The sequence below is a fragment of the Mycolicibacterium obuense genome (assembly GCF_055397605.1).
The window spans coordinates 3,226,156-3,243,234 of sequence record NZ_AP043663.1 but is presented as its reverse complement, the minus strand read 5'-3'; the positions used below and the strand labels follow the sequence as shown (position 1 = coordinate 3,243,234).

Genomic DNA, 17,079 nt, shown 5'->3' with positions numbered 1-17,079 from the left:
CTACACCTCGACCAGACCGAGATCGACGACGACCGTGCCCTCTAGCCCGTCGGGTGCGGCCACGTAGATCTCGAGCACGGTGTCGGCGAGCAGATCCTCGACCACCCGCAGCGCCACGTGGGTCGCTCCCTTGGCGGCGATCGGGAAGTACCGCATCGGCGCTCCGTCGCGGAACAACACGACGCTGACCATCTCGTCGGCCGAGTTGCCCCCGCGGAAATAGACCGGCTGCGCGATGGCGCCCGCGGGCACCTGATATCTGAGCGAGGCGTCCACGGGCAGGGGCGCGTCGTAGCCCTTGCCCACGAAGGTGAAAGTGCCTTGCAGGAATTGCGGACTGCTTCCGTCGGACATGCTGGGAAAGGTATGAGCCGCGTGTTTCCGGGCGGTTTCGTCGATGCTGCGCCCATGGATACCCCCGCTCACATCGCGGCTGCCTCACGGTGAGCCGGCCCGCGCTGTGAGGGTGAGTTTTCACTTGCGTCATCGAGGTGCAACGGGTCGGGAATGACCGGCGCTTTCACTGGGTGCATGGCAACAGGGACAGCGGGCACGCACGACATCGAGCATTGGGACCCCGAAGACGTCGAGGCGTGGGAAGCAGGCGGCAAGACCGTTGCCCGCCGCAACCTCATCTGGTCGGTGATCGCCGAACACGTCGGCTTCTCGGTGTGGTCGATCTGGTCGGTGATGGTGCTGTTCATGCCGCAGAACGTCTACGGGATCGACGCCGCCGGCAAGTTCTACCTGGTCGCGGTGCCGACGCTGGTCGGCGCGTTCATGCGCATTCCCTACACGATCGCACCGGCCCGGTTCGGCGGACGGAACTGGACGATCGTCAGCGCGCTGCTGCTGCTGATACCCACCCTGCTGACGCTGTACTTCATGAAGAATCCCGCGTCCTACACCACCTATCTGGTCGTCGCCGCGTTCGCCGGTCTCGGCGGCGGCAACTTCGCCTCGTCGATGACGAACATCAACGCGTTCTACCCGCAGCGGCTCAAGGGCTGGGCGCTCGGGCTCAACGCCGGCGGCGGCAACATCGGCGTCCCCGTCATCCAGCTCATCGGCCTGCTCGTGATCTCCACGGCGGGGAACATGCGGCCCGAGATCGTCTGTGCCGTCTACCTGGTGGCGATCAGCGTGGCGGCCGCGGGCGCGGCGGTGAAGATGGACAACCTGCGCAACCAGAAGTCGAACCTCGGTGCGCTGGTGGAAGCCCTGCGGTTCAGGCATTCCTGGGTGATGAGCTTCCTCTACATCGGGACCTTCGGCTCGTTCATCGGGTTCTCGTTCGCATTCGGCCAAGTGCTGCAGATCAATTACCTCGCCGGTGGTGACACCCCGGCGCAGGCATCGCTGCACGCCGCCCAGATCGCCTTCCTCGGGCCGCTGCTCGGCTCCATCGCGCGTCCGTTCGGCGGCAAGCTCGCCGACCGCATCGGCGGGGGCAAGATCACGCTGTACACGTTCATCGCGATGATGTTCGCCGCCGGCATCCTCATCGTGGCGGGCACTCTCGACGACGCGCAGGCCGGCGCGGCCACCGGCGGTCAGATGGCCGGCTTCGTCATCGGATTCATCCTCCTGTTCGTGCTCTCGGGCATCGGCAACGGCTCGACCTACAAGATGATCCCGTCGATCTTCGAGGCCAAGGCGCAAGGCCGCGACGACCTCGACCGAGAGCAGAAGGCCGCCTGGTCTCGGTCGATGTCGGGTGCGCTGATCGGATTCGCCGGTGCGGTCGGCGCGCTGGGCGGCGTGTTCATCAACATCGTGCTGCGGGCCTCCTACGTCGGCGACGCGAAGTCGGCGACCAACGCCTTCTGGGTGTTCGGGCTGTTCTACGTGGTGTGCGCGGTGGTGACGTGGGTGGTGTTCCTGCGGCTGCGGGAGCATCAGGCGCGTAGCGGGGAACACCTGGGGCGGTCGGCCACCCCGGTTCCCACCGGATAGCCATGACGCGTACAGCCTGTTCGTACTGCGGTGTCGGGTGCGGGATCTCGGTCCAGACCCGCTCCGACCCCGCGACCGGTGCGCCGGTCATCGTGACGGTGTCCGGGGACACCCTGCACCCGACGAACGCGGGCCGGCTGTGCACGAAGGGAGCGACGCACGCGGAGTTGATGGCCGCCACCGACGGTCGGCTGACGACGGCGCTGCTGCGACCTTCGCGAGGGGCCGATCCGGTGGCCGTCGACGTCGACGACGGGATTGCCGAGGCAGGTCGCCGCTTGCGGGCGATCGTCGACGAGCACGGACCCGATGCCGTGGCCATCTACGTGTCCGGTCAGATGTCGATCGAATCGCAGTACCTGGCCACCAAACTCGCCAAGGGTTTCCTGCGGACAGTGCATCTGGAATCCAATTCGCGGCTGTGCATGGCCAGCGCCGGTGTCGGCTACAAGCAGTCGCTGGGCGCCGACGGACCCCCGGGGTCCTACAGCGACTTCGATTGCACCGACCTGTTCTTCGTGATCGGGTCCAACATGGCCGACTGCCACCCGATCCTGTACCTGCGAATGGCCGACCGCCTCAAGGCCGGTGCGAAGCTCATCGTCGTGGATCCGCGTCGCACCACCACCGCGGACCGGGCCGACCTGTACCTGCAGATCCGGCCGGGCACCGATCTCGCCCTGCTCAACGGCATCCTGCACCTGCTCGTCACCGACGGTGCGATCGACCAGCAGTTCATCGCCGAGCACACAGATGGCTGGGAGGCGATGCCGGCCTTCCTCGCCGACTACCCGCCGCACCGTGTCGCCGAGATCACCGGGCTCTCCGAATCCGACATTCGCACCGCCGCGACGATGATCGCCGAGGCGGGGGAGTGGATGACCTGCTGGACCATGGGTCTGAACCAGAGCACCCACGGAACGGCCAACACCACCGCGATCTGCAACCTGCATCTGGCCACCGGCGCGATCTGCCGCCCCGGCAGCGGACCCATGTCGCTGACGGGACAGCCCAACGCCATGGGCGGGCGGGAAATGGGCTACATGGGGCCCGGTTTACCGGGGCAGCGCGCCGTGCTGTCTCCGCGGGACCGCGCATTCGTCGAGGAGCAGTGGGGACTCGAGCCGGGCACCATCCGCACAGACGTGGGTCCGGGCACCGTCGAGATGTTCCGCAGGCTGGCCGACGGCCACATCAAGGCCGTGTGGATCATCTGCACCAATCCCGTTGCCAGCGTTGCGAATCGCGCGACGGTGCTCGCGGGACTGGAGGCTGCCGAGCTGGTGATCGCGCAGGACGCGTACGCCGAGACGGCCACCACCCGCCACGCCGACATCGTGCTGCCGGCCACGCTGTGGGCCGAGGCCGACGCGGTGATGGTCAACTCCGACCGCACGATGACGCTGCTGGCACAGACCATTCCGCCGCTGGGGCAGTCCCGACCGGACTGGGAGCTGATCTGCGGGGTGGCCCGCCATCTCGGCTTCGGCGACGACTTCGACTACAAGTCCAGCGAGGCGATCTTCGACGAGATCCGCCGATTCTCCAACCCGGACACCGGCTATGACCTACGTGGCATCACCTACGAACGCCTGCGCGACACGCCTGTGCAATGGCCGTGCCCGCCCGAGGACACCGCCGGCGGATCGCCGGACCGCAACCCGATTCGCTACGTCAACGACGGTGTCTCACAGACCCTCGTCGTCGACACGAACGGTCACCGACCGCGCCTGGCCTTCCCGACGCCGTCGCGGCGCGCCGCGTTCCATCCGCGGCCGCACGTCGACGCCGCGGAACAACCTGACGGCGACTACCCCGCGGTGCTGAACACCGGCCGGCTGCAGCACCAATGGCACACGATGACCAAGACCGGCAAGGTCGCCAAGCTCACCAAGCTGAATCCGAAACCGTTCATCGAGATCCATCCCGACGACGCGGAAGCCGCGCAGATCGCGAACGGCAGCGCGGTCGAGGTGGTGTCCCGGCGGGGCCGTGCGGTGCTGCCCGCCCTTCTCACCGATCGCGTCAGACCGGGGAACACGTGGGTGCCGTTCCACTGGAACGACGAACACGGTGAGGATCTGACCGTCAATGCTCTCACCAACGACGCAGTCGACCCCTTCTCGCTGCAGCCGGAGTTCAAAGTCAGTGCGGTGGCCTTGCGGCCGCTACCTGCTCAGGAGCTGACCGAGCACGAGAAGCTCTATGTCCAAGGCTTTCTGGCCGGCGTCGAGCAGGGGAGACCAGGCATTCCGGTACTGCCCTCTGACGCTCCGCTCGGTATGCGGACCCGGCTCCTCGTCGAGGGCATGCTGGCCGGCCGCTACTCCCGCGCTCCTGAGACGTCAGCTCCGGCAGGGCGGTTGGTGCTGTGGGCATCGCAGACCGGGAACGCCGAGGAGTTCGCGGGCAAGATCAGTGGGCGGCTCGGCGAGGCGCGTCTGGCGGCCATGGACGACGTCGACGTCGGAGAGCTGTCCGATGCGGGTGAGGTCGTCATCGTCACCAGTACGTTCGGCGACGGGGGCCCACCCGACAACGGTGCGGTGTTCTGGGAGCGGTTGGCCGCCGAGGATGCGCCGGCGCTCACCGGCGTGCGCTATTCGGTGCTGGGGCTCGGCGATCGCTCGTACGGCAACTTCTGTGGGCACGCGAAGTCTCTGGATGCGCGGCTGACCGCGCTCGGTGCGACGAGGGTGCTCGACCGCGCCGACTGTGAAGTGCACGACCAAGCGCCGATGACGCGGTGGGCCAACGCGGTCGTCGAGACACTGACCGGTGCGGCTCCGGAAACCGAGGCTGCGCCACCCCCCGATCCGGCAGCGTTCACGCGCGCGCAGCCGATATCGGCGCCACTGTGCCGCAATGTGCTGCTGACGCCGTCGGGCGCCGCCAAGGAGGTGCGTCAGTTCGGCTTCGACATCAGCGCCTACGACGTCTCCTACGCGGCGGGTGATTCGCTGGGTGTCTATGTGCGCAACACGCAGGGTGCTGTCGAGACATGGCTGCAAGCAACGGGATTCGGCGGCGATGAGGTCGTCGTCGTCGACGGTGTTCCGATGTCGCTGCGGGAAGCTCTAGCTGGGCGTTACGACGTGTGCAAGGTCACCGCAGACCTGGTCGACTTCGTCGCCGAGCACAGCCGAGACGGTTCGTCGGTGCGGCGGCTGCGCACGGATCGGCGCGAGCTGGACAGGTGGCTCGCCAACCGGAACGGCCTCGATCTGGTCGCAGAATTCGGCGCCCGTGCCGACATCGAGTCGTGGCAGGAGGTGTTGGTGCGGCTCACCCCGCGGCAGTACTCGATTTCGTCGAGCCCGCTGGTGAGTCCCCACGAGGTGCAGCTGACGGTGTCGGTGGTGCGCTATGCGAACCCGGGCGGTGAGCCGCGCGGCGGGGTCGGCTCGACCCATCTGGCCGATCTTGCCGACGGCACAACGGTTCCGGTGTTCCTGCAGAGGTCGCCGCACTTCCGGCCGCCGACGGACCCGCAGACGCCGATGATCATGGTCGGCCCGGGAACCGGTGTCGCGCCGTTCCGCGCCTTCCTGCAGGACCGTCGGGCACGCGGCCACACCGGGCCGAACTGGCTGTTCTTCGGCGATCAGCACCGGGCGCAGAACTTCTACTATCGAGAAGACCTGCAGGACATGGTGTCTGACGGATTCCTGAATCGGCTCGATCTCGCATTCTCCCGCGACCAGGCCCAGAGGATCTACGTGCAGCACAAGATGCTCGACTACGGCGCTGACGTGTGGCGGTGGCTCGAGGACGGCGCGCACGTCTACGTCTGTGGGGACGCGACGCGGATGGCCAAGGACGTCGACGACGCGCTCACCGTGATCATCCGGACGCACGGCGGCATGAACGACGAGGCCGCGCGGGCGTACAAGCGAGAGCTGGTGGGGGAGAAGCGCTACGTGCGCGACGTCTACTGATCACCTGGCAGGATCGCGACCGTGGCCCTCGACCGAACGAAACCCACCGTGACTCTGTGCCGTGGGTGCTGCTGCGGCACGTCCAAGAAACACCCCGACTATGACCACGACGCTCAGGTCAGCTCGCTGAGCGCCCTGTTGGTCGGCGTCGCCGACCTCCGGATCACCGACTGCCTGGGACCCTGCGAGCGGTCGAATGTCCTGGTGGTCACACCGTCAGCGGATGGGCATCGGGGCGGCGGACGATCGACCTGGCTCGGGTACGTCTTCGACGAGACGGCGGGATCGGCCATCGCGGAGTGGCTGTGCGACGGTGGGCCCGGCGTGTCGGAATTCCCGCGCAGCCTCCGGCGGCACCGCTTCAACCGGCCGAGAAAGCGACGCTGAAATCTGTCGGTGGTCGAATCGATGGGCGACAGATGGGCGACAAGGACCCGCCGAACGAAAAGATCCCGGCCGAAGCCGGGAACCGTGCTGAGTGTCCGAGGGGGGACTTGAACCCCCGCAGACCTCCCAGGTCAGGGCACCGAAACCGGTTTGAGCTGCTGAAATACATCACGGTAGTTCACGCGAAGTAGCTGCAACTGGTGGAAGTTTGTGTCCAAACGGTGTCCACGGCCGTCGGGCAACCGGCGCGCGGACGGGCCCGCCGGCCGGCCGGCCGCGGCGACGTCGTGGTCCTGGTCCTCGCGCTCGGCGTGGGTCCGACGTTCCGGGCGTCCGCGGCTGCATGCTTGGCCGGTGTCAAAGCGCTCTGAGTACATGTTCGCGCTCTACTCGGGCTCGCTCGCCGAGCCGGGGGACCGCAACCCGTACGCCGGCGGCGAGTCGCTGGTGCTGCCGAAGCTGTGGCTTCGCGGGTACCAGCGGATGATCCGCGTTCGGACCGAGACCGGGCCGGCCATGCAGAGGTACCGCGAGGCGCGCGGCGCCGCTGACGGTGCGCGGGGCGCGTCAACGAACTGACCGCGGGGTTTCCCAGTGCCGGCCGACAAATCGGGCCCGCGTCGGTGTGTGGCGAGCGCGTCTGACAGACGTGTTTGCGACACTGTGCGCATGACTTTCGGGGGGATCAGGTGACGGCGCTCCCGGAGCCCATGCCGGCGCGGTCGACGCGTCTCAACCGGGCCGCGGCCAGTCCCGACCTTCCACGCGCGCTCACGCCGGCGGCAGCGTCGGTGCTGGCCGGCGTCCCGGAGTGGTGGGCTGCTCGCGCCCGCGCGGCCGGCCTGTCGGGGCAGTGGCTCGAAGTCGACTGGGCGATCGCCGGCGCCGTGATGCCGGACTGGATCGGCGCGACGTCGCAGCTGGACTTGGCCGGCGCCGCGGCCGAGGAACTGGGCATGTTGCCGTTGAACCTGGCCGGCACGACGGCCGGCACGACGGCTGAGGAACTGGGCATGCTCTACGTGTCTCAGCTGGACCCGAGGGAGCGCGCGCAGCATGGCCGGCACTACACGTCGAAGGTGCTCGCGGAGAACCTGTGGGCGATGACGAAGCGGGCCCTCGGGTGGAAGCGTCCGCAAGCGCTGAGCGGGCTTGTGCGTGACCCGGCGTGCGGCGCCGGCGCGCTGCTGCTGCCGATCCTGCGCGAGCACCTGGGCGCCGCTGCCCGCGTGGACGCGCAACTCGCGCTCGCCGGCCTGCCGAACGTGATCGCCGGCACCGACACCGACGAGAACGCCGTCTGGCTCGCGAACGTCCTCCTTGCGTCGGAGATGCTGCCGATCCTGGCTCGCACGCCGCGAGCGCGCCGGCGCCCGCTGCCCGCCCTGGCCGCGGTCGGTGACGGGCTGGCGCCGGCCGACGTTCCGACGCTCGCAACGGTGATGAATCCGCCGTACGGCCGCGTCCGGCTCGGGCCCGCCGAGCGGGAGCGCTTCGCCGCGTCGCTCTACGGGCACGCGAACCTGTACGGCCTGTTCATGGCGACCGGGATCGACGCGATCGCCGGCGACGGCGTTCTGTCCGCTCTCGTCCCGACGTCGTTCCTGGCCGGCCGCTACTTCGAGAACCTGCGCCGGGTGCTCGCCGAGCACGCGCCGCTGCGCGAAATCGCGTTCGTCGCCGACCGCAGCGGATCGTTCGGCGGTGTCCTGCAAGAGACCTGCCTCGCGACGTTCAGCAGTAAGCGGGTCCGCCGCGTCACCATTTCGACGATCGGGCCGCAGACCAGCGAGGTCGCGACCGTGCGATCCCCTCGCGGGGTGCTGCCGTGGCTGCTGCCCCGTCACTCCGACGACGCGCCGACCGCGGCGGCGGCTATCGGCATGCAAACGAACCTCCGATCGGTCGGCTGGCGGGTGTCGACGGGCCCGCTCGTCTGGAACCGGCGCAAGACCGACCTCGGGCCGCGACCGGGCGCCGGCCGCGTGCCGGTGCTCTGGGCCGCTGACATCGACGGCGGCAAGGTTCATCGCGACCAGGCGCGGGATGCGACGCGGTACCTGACGCTGCGCGGCAACGACGAACACGTGATGGTGCTTACCGAGCCGGCCGTGCTGGTGCAGCGCACGACGGCGCCCGAGCAGACGCGCCGGCTGGTGACGGCCCACTTGACCGCGGACGTGCTCGCCGAATGGGGCGGTCGCGTCGTCGTCGAGAACCACGTGAACGTGATCCGCGCTGCCCGCGGCCAGTCGCAGGCGGTGCCGGCCGAACTGCTCGCCCGCCTGCTCGCGACCGTCACGACGGACCGTGTTCTTCGGTGCCTGTCCGGCAGCGTCGCAGTGAGCGCGTACGAGCTGGAAGCCCTGCCGCTGCCCGACCCCGACGTCGTGACCGGATGGGCAGACCTTGGCGACGCTGAGTTCGACGCCGCGGTCGCTCGCGCGTATCGGCCGGTGACGTCGTGACCACGCTGCGCCCGGTCCTCGATCGCGAAGCGGTGCGCGAACGGCTGGTGAAAGTGTTCCCGCCGGACGCGTTCGACGCGGTGCTGTCCAACCCGCTCGCCGCGGCCGGCGTCGCCGCGATGATCTACGTCGGCTCGGTCGTCGCCGACGAGGGCGACCCGGAACCGGAGAACGTGTGGAGCCGGCCCTCGACGGTCCTGTGGCTGTCGGACGTGATTCACGCTCACGCCGCCGACGACGAGCGCCTGGCCTACGCCACGGCCGCAGCGGTCAGCAAGAAGCGGATCGAGCAGCTGCTCGAAGGGTGGGGCGCCAGTCACCATCCCTGGTACGCCGATACGACCCGCGAGACGCTGCGCGATGAGATTTGGCCGAAGTGGAGGGAGAACGGCGCCGCCCGCATGCGAGCAGGGATCGCGACGAGCAGTTCGGCGCCGCGGTGGGCTCTGACCGCATCGTTCGCGGACCTGTTTGATCCCGCGCTCGACGGCGACGAACTCGACGCTGCGATCGCCGACTGGCAGGACGCACACCTGAACCCCGGCGCGAAGCTGAAACTTCACTACGCGAGCCAGCTCGCCGGCGCGGAGCACGAAGTCACCGTGCAGCTTCCGGGCTACGGACAACGGGTGCTCGACCCTGGCGTGTCGTCGATGATCCTCAAGGGCGTGATCGAGCAGTGGGCGCCCGCGCGCCTGGACACGCCGGTCGTGCTCGCGATCAGCCAGTCCGGCGACAAGCTGTACGTCGTGGATCAGGCCGTATTGACATCGATCGGCATCTCGATCAACGTCTCGTCCGTACTGCCCGACGCGATCGTGGTCGACGTCGGCGTGACGCCGGCGACGTTCTGGATCATCGAAGCAGTCGCGACCGACGGCGAAATCAGCGAGGCGCGCAAAGAGAACCTGATCGCGTGGGCGGTCGAGCAGTACATCGCGCCCGAGCAGCTGCAATTCCTGTCCGCGTTCGCGAGCCGCAACGCACCGACGATCCGCCGGCGCCTGAAAGACATTGCGAGCGGGACGTATTGCTGGTTCCTCGACGAGCCCGGAAACGAACTCTCCTGGCGTGAGATTTGACGCCGGACGCTTCGTGACCCGTCAGCGCTTCGGATGCGAGTTCGGGTGGGCGTCGATCCACTCAAGGTAGGCCGGGATCACATCATCGGGAGTGTCGCCGACGGGCTTGACGAGCCGGCGCAGCATGCGGGCGTCGTTGGTCGAGACTCTCAGCGCTGGTCGCCGCATGAACCACGACCACGCCCGCTTGTTCGGGAACGCGTCCAATTCCTCTACAAGCGGCGGCAGCTCGACTCCAACGCGGAACGGTGCCAGCGTCTCGATGTCGAGGTCGAAGCCGCGATCGAAGGTCCGGCCGGCGAGTTTCAGCGGCTTCTCCAACCGAGCCACGGCCGACCCGGTGCGAGCGATTCCGACTATCCGACTGCGATCAGCAGATGGATTGCCGAAGCAGTTACGCGTTGTCACGAAGAACAATTCGTCGCCTTCGTCGATATCGGCCTTGCGACTTCGCGCGGGGAACGCCATCTTTCGTTCCCGCAATATCCACGCGAGCCCGCGAGAGTCACCGATTATCAGCAGGAAGGACGACGCCACTCCGAGAGAGTAGCGATCGGATGCCCTGTGGGCCGGACGGCGCGGGCTTTGCTCAGTCGCTCGACTCGTTCGACATCGCGGCGATCGCGTCCCGCGTGCCGCGGCCGTACTTCGAGCGCAAGCCGGTACCAGTGCGCTCACGGTACGCAGCCCGATAGGCCCGAGCCTCGGCCGCAGCCCACGCGCGGCACCTGTTGCAGCGACAGCGCTCCCGCTCGTATCCCGTCCGGGTGCCGTGGTCCCACCGCGCCGCGTCGGCGTGGACGCAGGATCGGCAGCGGCGCCGACCTGGCGGCGCGCTATCGCGATACGTCGGCACCAGCCGGCCACAACGGATGCACGGAACGTCAGCACGACGGGGCACGCGCAGCTCCTTTCAGCCGAGTTTTTTTGTGAAAACCAAACCGGAGGGGGACACGCATATGCCGTGAGGGGCGCTGCGGTACCCCCCGATGGGCACCCCGCCCTGGGTGCCTGTGCGCCACATGGCGGGCAGGTGTGGGCGGCGTCGCGCGTCGCGTTGTCGGCGCTGGGCTCGCCCTGCTCGATCACGGCCTGGTCCTCGTCGTCGTGGTGGTGGGCCCTCGGCCGGCGCGCCAGGAAGGTACCGGGACTTCCGTCCCGCGCCGGCCGAGGGTGATCGTGGGTCGCGCTACCGCCGGTTGAAGCCGGCAGCGTTCGCGCGTGCAGCGTGCTCGCGTGCCGCGGCTTGGGCGTCCGCCTTCATCTGCTCGGCCCGACGGGTGAACTCGTCGAGAGTGGCGAGCTTCAACGGAAGGCCACTGCGCGCCAGAATCCACACGCCGACCTCGCGGGCGCGTTCGTCGCGGGCCAGCTCGTACGCGGGTGCCAGGTCGGCGAGCCGCGCGGGCGTCAGGACGGTCGCCGAGTCCGCATTGATCCTGACGCCGGCGGCGGCAGCCAGCGCGTAGAAGCCGTTCGTCGCCGTGTTCCACGCCCTGATGGCGACCTGCGCGTTATGCAGGTGGGTCATCATGGCGCCGCCGCGGGCGACCGCGCCGGCGGCATCGTTCAGATTCACGCCGGCGTTTGCGGCGGCGGCGAGCTTCGCTGAGTGCTCATCGAGCGCGTCGGCCCACCCGTCGAGAATGTCGCCGGCGTGGTCTGCGAGTGCGGCAAACATCAGCTGCTCGCTGCGGCTGCGTGCGGAGGCCAAGATGTTCTGCGACGTGAGTTGCGCATTGAGCGCCATCCGCTGGATCACCGGGTCGGCGAGGTAGTCGCGGCCCTCCTGGATGGCGTCGAGAACGACACGGTGCAGGGTTTCCTTCTGGCAGACCGTCTGGTTGGCCGCTTCTGCGAACGCTTCGGCCTCGGCGAACTGTTCGACGTAGGCGGGGGGCAGCGCGACGTGGAGCGTGTCGGCGGCGTTGGTGACGGCTTGGGCGCGGGTGCGCGCCGAGATTCGCATCATGAGGGTGGATTCCTTTTCGTGTGTGGGTGGCGGTCAGGGTGTCGTGCGGAAGGTGTTTCGGCCGTTCGAGAGGCCGGCGAAGCCGTCGTTCTCGTCGTCGAGGGTGGCGAAGAGTTCTCGAGCCCATTGCCGCTGTTCGTCGGTGTACTCGCCGTCGTCCTGGTCGTCGTCGTCCTGGTCGCTGGCGTCGTTCGATCCGGTGAACAGGTTCTTCGCGAACCGCTTGTCGGCGTCGCGCGCGCCGGGGTCTTCCATGCGTCCGCGGAGTTGTCGAAGCTCGTCGTCGGTCAGGCTCGCGATGAAGCGGGCGCGCTCTTGTCGGTTCATTTCTTCCCTTCGGTGTGTTGGCGTAGCGCCAGTTCGTCGACGAACCAGCGGCCGGCGATCAACCGGCCTCCGAGCTTCGGAGCCAGTCGGCGCGCCTGCCTGACCGAGATACCGAGGCGGGCAGCGGCTTCGGTGATCGGCACGGTCGGTTGTTCATCCACGCCGGCAGCCTTGCCGACGGCCGGTGAGGGGACGTCCGATTGACCGGCTGCGGCCATCGTTGCGTTGAGTTCGCAGGCCAGGGCTTCGTACGCCTGGTACGGAACGCCGGACAGTTTGCGGTGCTTGACCGCGATCAGGGCGCAGTCACGCGCCGCTCGCAGCGCCGCCCCGGAGAGGACCACGACGCCGCCGGCTCGAATCAGGCCGGACTCTGCGGCGGTCATGATTCCGCCCCGGAGGAGGGGAGCGTGGCCGGCGTCGCGGTCTTCGCCGGCGTCCCGCCGGCCGTGATCACCACGCCGGCGACGACGCCTGCTGGGCGCCGTGTGACCCCTAACCCGTCCAGCCATGTCCGACAGGCCATGAGTGCCGGACAGACGCGGCAGACCCGGAGAGCTTCGCGGCGGGCGTCGTCGACTTCGGTCTTGGTCAGCCGGCCGGTCATGCGGTGCTCGCCGACGGTCCGCTCGAACAAATCACTGCGCCCTTTGCACCGCGCACCCGGCAGCGCGGGGATGCCGGCGAGCAGCGCTCGCATGGTCGACCAGTCGCTCATGCTTCGGGCTCCCGGTGGTGTCCCTGGCCGGCTTCGAGCGCCGTCGCGGCTTCGAGCAGAGCCGCGGCGACTCGGCGCGCGTCGTCGGCTGTCATCGCGTCGAGGTCGGGACCGTCGAGTTCGATGCGCCACTCGCGAAGTGCGCCGGTCTCGGTCTGCACGACGTACAGCTCGACCGTGGAGCCGCTGCCGCCGCCTGGCCTGTCACCGGCCGCGTCCCAGCCGCCCATCGTGAGGTAGCGCGTGTACATGCCCAGGTCGCGGTCCCAATCCCATTCGCTTGGGTCACCGATGACTCCTGGCGGTGCGGGGATCAGGGCGAGCCGTGCGTCGTCGGCGGCTTGAGCGGCGAGAGCGGCGTCGTCGTCGGCCAGCGTCCAGTACGGGCGCATGGTCGCCAGATCGAACGCGTCACACGCGCCGTCCTCGTCGAGGGCGCACCCGGTGTCGGCGGGGCAGCGGCACACCCAGAAGGTGTCCCAGGCGCGGACGCGCTCGGCGAGTACCCGCGAAATCATCTCGTCGGCGAGGCCGAGGGCCCCGGATTCGTCGAGGGGGTCGTCGGTGCCGAACACGCAGGCGGGTCCGGTGCCGGGGCCGTCGGCGAAGACATGCCAGTGCGCAGGCTGGCTGGTCGCGGGCTGGTCGGTGAACGGCTCGATCGTCATGGTCACTCCTGGTCGTCGTCGGGTTGATAGATCGGCTCGCTGAACGAGCGGGTCGGCTGGGCCGGCGCGGCGTGGTGCGCGACCTCGGGCGGGCTCGGGCTCGGTGGGCAGCGGCGGACGCATGGCACCCGTCGCCGTCGCGGGCCGTGGCGGTCGTCGTCGATGAGGCAGAACTCGCCCGGTTCGGCGCCGCACGTCGGGCACGGTGATTCGATGGCGTCGCGGTACGCCGCTGGGATCGGCCGGCTCATGCGGACTTCCTGGCAGCGATCGCGGCGTCCTGGCAGCGTTCGCACTCGGCGGGTGCGGTCTTGTGGTGGCCGTGGGCCCGACAGCGCGGCCCGAAGGGTCCGCGAATCCACGACGGCGGTTTGCGGTTCGCCGGTTGCCGATCCGCCGATTCCGTCGTCTCGTCCGTCGACTGGTCGCGCAGCCCTGGTGACGTACCCGGCTGAGGCGACAACCCATTGGTATTACTGGATTGGTGTTCTGGATTGGTGGGCTGCACGGTGGTGCGGGTTGAAAGCTCGTGTCGTGCGGGTAGAAACGCCGATTCGTGCGGGTTGAAATCTGTGTTTGTCGGAGTGTCTACCCGCACGGTGGCGCGGGTTGAATCGGTTTCAACCTGCACGGTGGTGCGGGTTGAAAGTAGGCAATAGCACGCTGCGAGTCCCGCTTTTGGGTTTGCTCGGGAGGTCTGATCAATGAGCTTGAGTTGCCTTCCGAGAGCCAGTGCCTCCTCGACGATTCGCGTCTTGAGGCCGCACATTTCGGTCAGATTCTTGACACCCGGTCGAGCGTTCGTCCCGGCCGGATAGTCGGCGTACGTTTCCAGCGCCAGGAGGACGAGCTTCACGGCTGGCGACAGGTCGGGGTGGCCGAAAACTTCGGTGCGCCAGGCACGGCGCTGCGCGGGCGTCATGGTGCGCTCGCTCTATCCCGGTGGTGCCGGGTCCGCTCGCCCGCGCGTGTGTCAGCGACCGCGACCCAGCAGCCGGCGCTCCGTACCCAGTCGACCGGGACGAACACGTCCCACTCGCCGCCTGCCATCACGCACCCTTCGCTTCATCGTTCGTAGAAATCTGATCCCGGTGGCCGCGGCGCCTACGGGCCCGCGGCGACCTGTTGAAGGACGGCTCGGTATTCGCGCTTGGCTCGGCCCATGTGGTCCGTCACTACGACGGTGATCACGTCGCCGTCCGCGGTGACGCGTGCGGTCGAATCCCAGTCGTCGGCCTTCTGGATCGGGAACACTTCGCTCGCTCCCGCGAGGCGTGCGGCGATCACGTGCGCTTCGATGACGAGCGGCGTCGGAGTCACGCTCCGACGCCGGTCTGAGTGGTGGTGTTCGCGTCGAGATAGGCGTTGACGTCCGACCAGCGGTACAGCACCCTTCGGGCGCCCACGCGGGTGAATTTCGGGCCGGTCCCGCGGTAACGGAGTTGAGCCAGCGCCTCTTCCGACATGTACAGGGCCGCGGCAACCTGCTTCGGAGTGGCGGTATCGGGTGGCAGTTCGGACATCAGATCTCCTCAAGCCTCGGAATTACAAGCATGGGATTCAGTCTGAACATTACGGGCGGCTGCTGTCAAGCCTTGTTAAATCGAGTACAGTCATGTGCCGTGACTGATGCAGACGACGCGGTGCCGCTGCGCAACGTGATCGGCGAGAACGCACGGCGATTGCGCGGCGACGCCACGGCCGATGACGTCGCGAAGGCTGCACGCCGGTACGGGCTGAATTGGGGGACCGGCCGGATATCCGACCTAGAGCACGGCCGAGTGTCGCCGACGCTTCCGACACTGGCGGCGCTGGCCCTGGCGCTCGGCGACGTCCGCGACGCAAAAGTCACACTCGGCGAACTCATTGCTAGCGACGAAACCATTTCCCTTACAACAGCTTTGAACATCACCAGCGATCAACTTCGGCGCTTCCTTGCCGACGGAGACATGTTCGAGTTCGCGCTCGCCAGTCCGAGAGATTGGATCGCGGGACTACGCGACCAGTGGCCGGTTCGGCTGCGCGAAGTGCCCGCCGGCGCAATCATGCGACTGCTCGGCGACTTCGGAGAACCGGAGGAAAGACTCGCGCGCGACTTCGGGCTCGACCGCGAACGGCTCGCTGCCGAGATGGCGGCGCTGTGGCGGCGCTCGTATCACGCTGAGCGCGACCGGCGCGCGGGTGTCGACGCGAACCCACAGAAGAAGGGCCGCGTAGCCCGCGAACTCAAAGCCGAACTGAGGACGGTGCTCGATGGCGACGATTAAGCGCTACCCGACGGCCGCGGGCGAACGGTGGGAAGTCCGCTACCGGCAGCCGAACGGCGCCACCAGTCGCAAGCGTGGGTTCACGACGAAGCGTGACGCGTCGGCGTGGGCGTCGAAGGTCGAGACGACGAAGGCCGAAGGCGCCTACGTGTCGCCGGCGCGCGGCCGGGTGACGGTCGGCGACCTGTCAGTCGGATGGCTGGCACGGCAGGAACAGACGCTCTCGCCGTCGTACTACCGGACCATCGCGTACGCCTTCGGCAAACACATCGAGCCGAAGTGGGCTGGCGTCCCGGTGGGCAAGGTCGACACTCTGGACGTGAAGGCGTGGGCCGCGGCCATGACCCGCGACGGGTCCAGCGCGACCGTCGTCAACCGCGCGGTCGGCATCCTGGCCGGCATCCTCGACGACGCGATCGAGCACCGTGCGCTCGCGTTCAATCCGGCCCGCCGGTTCAAGCGCGGCGAGAAGCCGACGAAGGCGCCGAAGCGCCACGTCTACCTGACGGAGGCGGACGTGTGTCGGCTCGCCGAAGAGTCCGGCCGCTACGCCGATCTGGTGCTGACGCTGGCGTTCACCGGCCTGCGATGGGGTGAGGCGATCGCGCTGACTGTCGCCGACGTCGAGTTCTTGAAACGTCGAATCTCGGTGCACCGCAACGCAGTTCAGGTCGGGCAACAGTTCGAGGTCGGGCAAACGAAGGGCAAGGAGAACCGGATGGTGCCGGTAGCGGCGTCGGTGCTGTCTCGGCTGGCGGTCCGGTGCGAGGATCGCGGCGCCGACGATCTGCTGTTTCCGGCGCGCGGCGGCGGCTACTTGAAACGGCCAAGCTATGACACGACGGGATGGTTCAACAGAGCCGTCGAGCGCGCCGAAGTGCAAACCATCACGCCGCACGATCTGCGGCACACGTGCGCGAGCCTGGCCGTCAGTTCCGGCGCCAACGTGCTGGCGGTGTCGCGGATGCTCGGCCACAAAGACCCGAGCGTCACGCTGCGCATCTACGCCGACCTGTTCGACAGCGACCTCGACGCGGTGGCCGTCAATCTGGACGCCAGAATTTCGGGGAGTGTCCAAACCGTGTCCAAGGCGCCCGTCGACCGTCGCCGACCGCGCCGCATAACCGCCGTCTAGCTGCGGCGATGCGTACTGCTGTGTGGTGTCCGAGGGGGGACTTGAACCCCCACGCCCGTTAATAGGGCACTAGCACCTCAAGCTAGCGCGTCTGCCATTCCGCCACTCGGACCTGTTCGAAGGCAGCTTAGGTTAACGGATCGGTGGCCTCGGACCCAAAC

Annotated in this window: 20 protein-coding genes and 1 tRNA gene; 9 read left to right on the top strand and 12 right to left on the bottom strand. The window is 68.2% G+C overall.

Features of this window, described 5'->3' with window-relative positions:
* On the bottom strand, positions 1-354 hold the full coding sequence (locus tag ACZ50N_RS15380) for a molybdopterin oxidoreductase (RefSeq protein WP_073682317.1): 354 nt from the start codon (positions 352-354) through the stop codon (positions 1-3).
* Between the two features lie 153 nt (positions 355-507).
* Between ACZ50N_RS15380 and ACZ50N_RS15375 the strand changes: the two genes are divergently transcribed.
* The 7 genes from ACZ50N_RS15375 to ACZ50N_RS15345 all read left to right on the top strand — a co-directional run bounded on the left by ACZ50N_RS15375 (position 508) and on the right by ACZ50N_RS15345 (position 9,831).
* The gene (locus tag ACZ50N_RS15375; RefSeq protein WP_464473211.1) at positions 508-1,956 is read left to right on the top strand and encodes a nitrate/nitrite transporter; all 1,449 of its coding nucleotides are present in this window, start codon (positions 508-510) and stop codon (positions 1,954-1,956) included.
* Between the two features lie 2 nt (positions 1,957-1,958).
* The gene (locus tag ACZ50N_RS15370) at positions 1,959-5,894 is read left to right on the top strand and encodes a bifunctional nitrate reductase/sulfite reductase flavoprotein subunit alpha (protein WP_464473210.1); all 3,936 of its coding nucleotides are present in this window, start codon (positions 1,959-1,961) and stop codon (positions 5,892-5,894) included.
* A gap of 21 nt (positions 5,895-5,915) precedes the next feature.
* Complete coding sequence (locus ACZ50N_RS15365; RefSeq protein WP_110797965.1) at positions 5,916-6,281, top strand: (2Fe-2S) ferredoxin domain-containing protein; 366 nt, start codon at positions 5,916-5,918, stop codon at positions 6,279-6,281.
* 221 nt (positions 6,282-6,502) lie between these two features.
* The gene (locus tag ACZ50N_RS15360) at positions 6,503-6,652 is read left to right on the top strand and encodes a hypothetical protein (RefSeq protein WP_464473209.1); all 150 of its coding nucleotides are present in this window, start codon (positions 6,503-6,505) and stop codon (positions 6,650-6,652) included.
* Complete coding sequence (locus ACZ50N_RS15355; protein WP_464473208.1) at positions 6,636-6,860, top strand: ribosome modulation factor; 225 nt, start codon at positions 6,636-6,638, stop codon at positions 6,858-6,860. Before ACZ50N_RS15360 ends, ACZ50N_RS15355 begins: the two co-directional genes overlap by 17 nt.
* 110 nt (positions 6,861-6,970) lie before the next feature.
* The gene (locus ACZ50N_RS15350; protein ID WP_464473207.1) at positions 6,971-8,749 is read left to right on the top strand and encodes an Eco57I restriction-modification methylase domain-containing protein; all 1,779 of its coding nucleotides are present in this window, start codon (positions 6,971-6,973) and stop codon (positions 8,747-8,749) included.
* Positions 8,746-9,831 (top strand): BsuBI/PstI family type II restriction endonuclease, encoded by a 1,086-nt coding sequence (locus ACZ50N_RS15345; protein ID WP_464469558.1) that lies wholly within the window; start codon positions 8,746-8,748, stop codon positions 9,829-9,831. The genes ACZ50N_RS15350 and ACZ50N_RS15345 overlap by 4 nt, the downstream gene beginning before the upstream one ends.
* A 21-nt stretch (positions 9,832-9,852) precedes the next feature.
* Here ACZ50N_RS15345 and ACZ50N_RS15340 read toward each other — a convergent pair whose 3' ends face one another.
* From ACZ50N_RS15340 to ACZ50N_RS15295, 10 genes are all read right to left on the bottom strand, one after another.
* Positions 9,853-10,368 carry a hypothetical protein gene (locus ACZ50N_RS15340; RefSeq protein ID WP_464473206.1) on the bottom strand — a complete coding sequence of 172 codons (516 nt, stop codon included), beginning with the start codon at positions 10,366-10,368 and terminating at the stop codon, positions 9,853-9,855.
* A 652-nt stretch (positions 10,369-11,020) separates the two neighbouring features.
* On the bottom strand, positions 11,021-11,803 hold the full coding sequence (locus ACZ50N_RS15335; RefSeq protein WP_464473205.1) for an aldehyde dehydrogenase: 783 nt from the start codon (positions 11,801-11,803) through the stop codon (positions 11,021-11,023).
* Between the two features lie 33 nt (positions 11,804-11,836).
* Positions 11,837-12,130 carry an RNA polymerase subunit sigma gene (locus tag ACZ50N_RS15330; protein WP_464469561.1) on the bottom strand — a complete coding sequence of 98 codons (294 nt, stop codon included), beginning with the start codon at positions 12,128-12,130 and terminating at the stop codon, positions 11,837-11,839.
* Positions 12,127-12,516, bottom strand: coding sequence for a hypothetical protein (locus tag ACZ50N_RS15325; protein WP_464469562.1), 390 nt, complete (start codon positions 12,514-12,516; stop codon positions 12,127-12,129). Before ACZ50N_RS15325 ends, ACZ50N_RS15330 begins: the two co-directional genes overlap by 4 nt.
* Positions 12,513-12,848, bottom strand: coding sequence for a hypothetical protein (locus tag ACZ50N_RS15320; protein ID WP_464473204.1), 336 nt, complete (start codon positions 12,846-12,848; stop codon positions 12,513-12,515). The genes ACZ50N_RS15325 and ACZ50N_RS15320 overlap by 4 nt, the downstream gene beginning before the upstream one ends.
* Positions 12,845-13,516 (bottom strand): hypothetical protein, encoded by a 672-nt coding sequence (locus ACZ50N_RS15315; protein ID WP_464473203.1) that lies wholly within the window; start codon positions 13,514-13,516, stop codon positions 12,845-12,847. The genes ACZ50N_RS15320 and ACZ50N_RS15315 overlap by 4 nt, the downstream gene beginning before the upstream one ends.
* Before the next feature lie 2 nt (positions 13,517-13,518).
* Positions 13,519-13,767, bottom strand: a complete 249-nt coding sequence (locus ACZ50N_RS15310; RefSeq protein ID WP_464473202.1) for a hypothetical protein — start codon at positions 13,765-13,767, stop codon at positions 13,519-13,521.
* The gene (locus ACZ50N_RS15305) at positions 13,764-14,438 is read right to left on the bottom strand and encodes a hypothetical protein (RefSeq protein ID WP_464469566.1); all 675 of its coding nucleotides are present in this window, start codon (positions 14,436-14,438) and stop codon (positions 13,764-13,766) included. Before ACZ50N_RS15305 ends, ACZ50N_RS15310 begins: the two co-directional genes overlap by 4 nt.
* 182 nt (positions 14,439-14,620) lie before the next feature.
* Positions 14,621-14,836, bottom strand: coding sequence for a hypothetical protein (locus tag ACZ50N_RS15300; RefSeq protein WP_464473201.1), 216 nt, complete (start codon positions 14,834-14,836; stop codon positions 14,621-14,623).
* Positions 14,833-15,039: a helix-turn-helix transcriptional regulator gene (locus tag ACZ50N_RS15295; protein WP_055580690.1), complete on the bottom strand. Its 207-nt coding sequence runs from the start codon at positions 15,037-15,039 to the stop codon at positions 14,833-14,835. Before ACZ50N_RS15295 ends, ACZ50N_RS15300 begins: the two co-directional genes overlap by 4 nt.
* A gap of 30 nt (positions 15,040-15,069) precedes the next feature.
* Here ACZ50N_RS15295 and ACZ50N_RS15290 point away from each other — a divergent pair, with 30 nt between their 5' ends.
* Positions 15,070-15,783, top strand: coding sequence for a hypothetical protein (locus ACZ50N_RS15290; protein ID WP_464473200.1), 714 nt, complete (start codon positions 15,070-15,072; stop codon positions 15,781-15,783).
* A complete protein-coding gene (locus ACZ50N_RS15285) occupies positions 15,770-16,918 on the top strand; it encodes a site-specific integrase (RefSeq protein WP_464473199.1) in 1,149 nt (382 codons plus the stop codon). Before ACZ50N_RS15290 ends, ACZ50N_RS15285 begins: the two co-directional genes overlap by 14 nt.
* Positions 16,919-16,941: 23 nt before the next feature.
* Here the strand turns inward: ACZ50N_RS15285 and ACZ50N_RS15280 are convergent.
* Positions 16,942-17,030 (bottom strand) — tRNA-Leu (locus ACZ50N_RS15280).
* Positions 17,031-17,079: the final 49 nt, after the last annotated feature.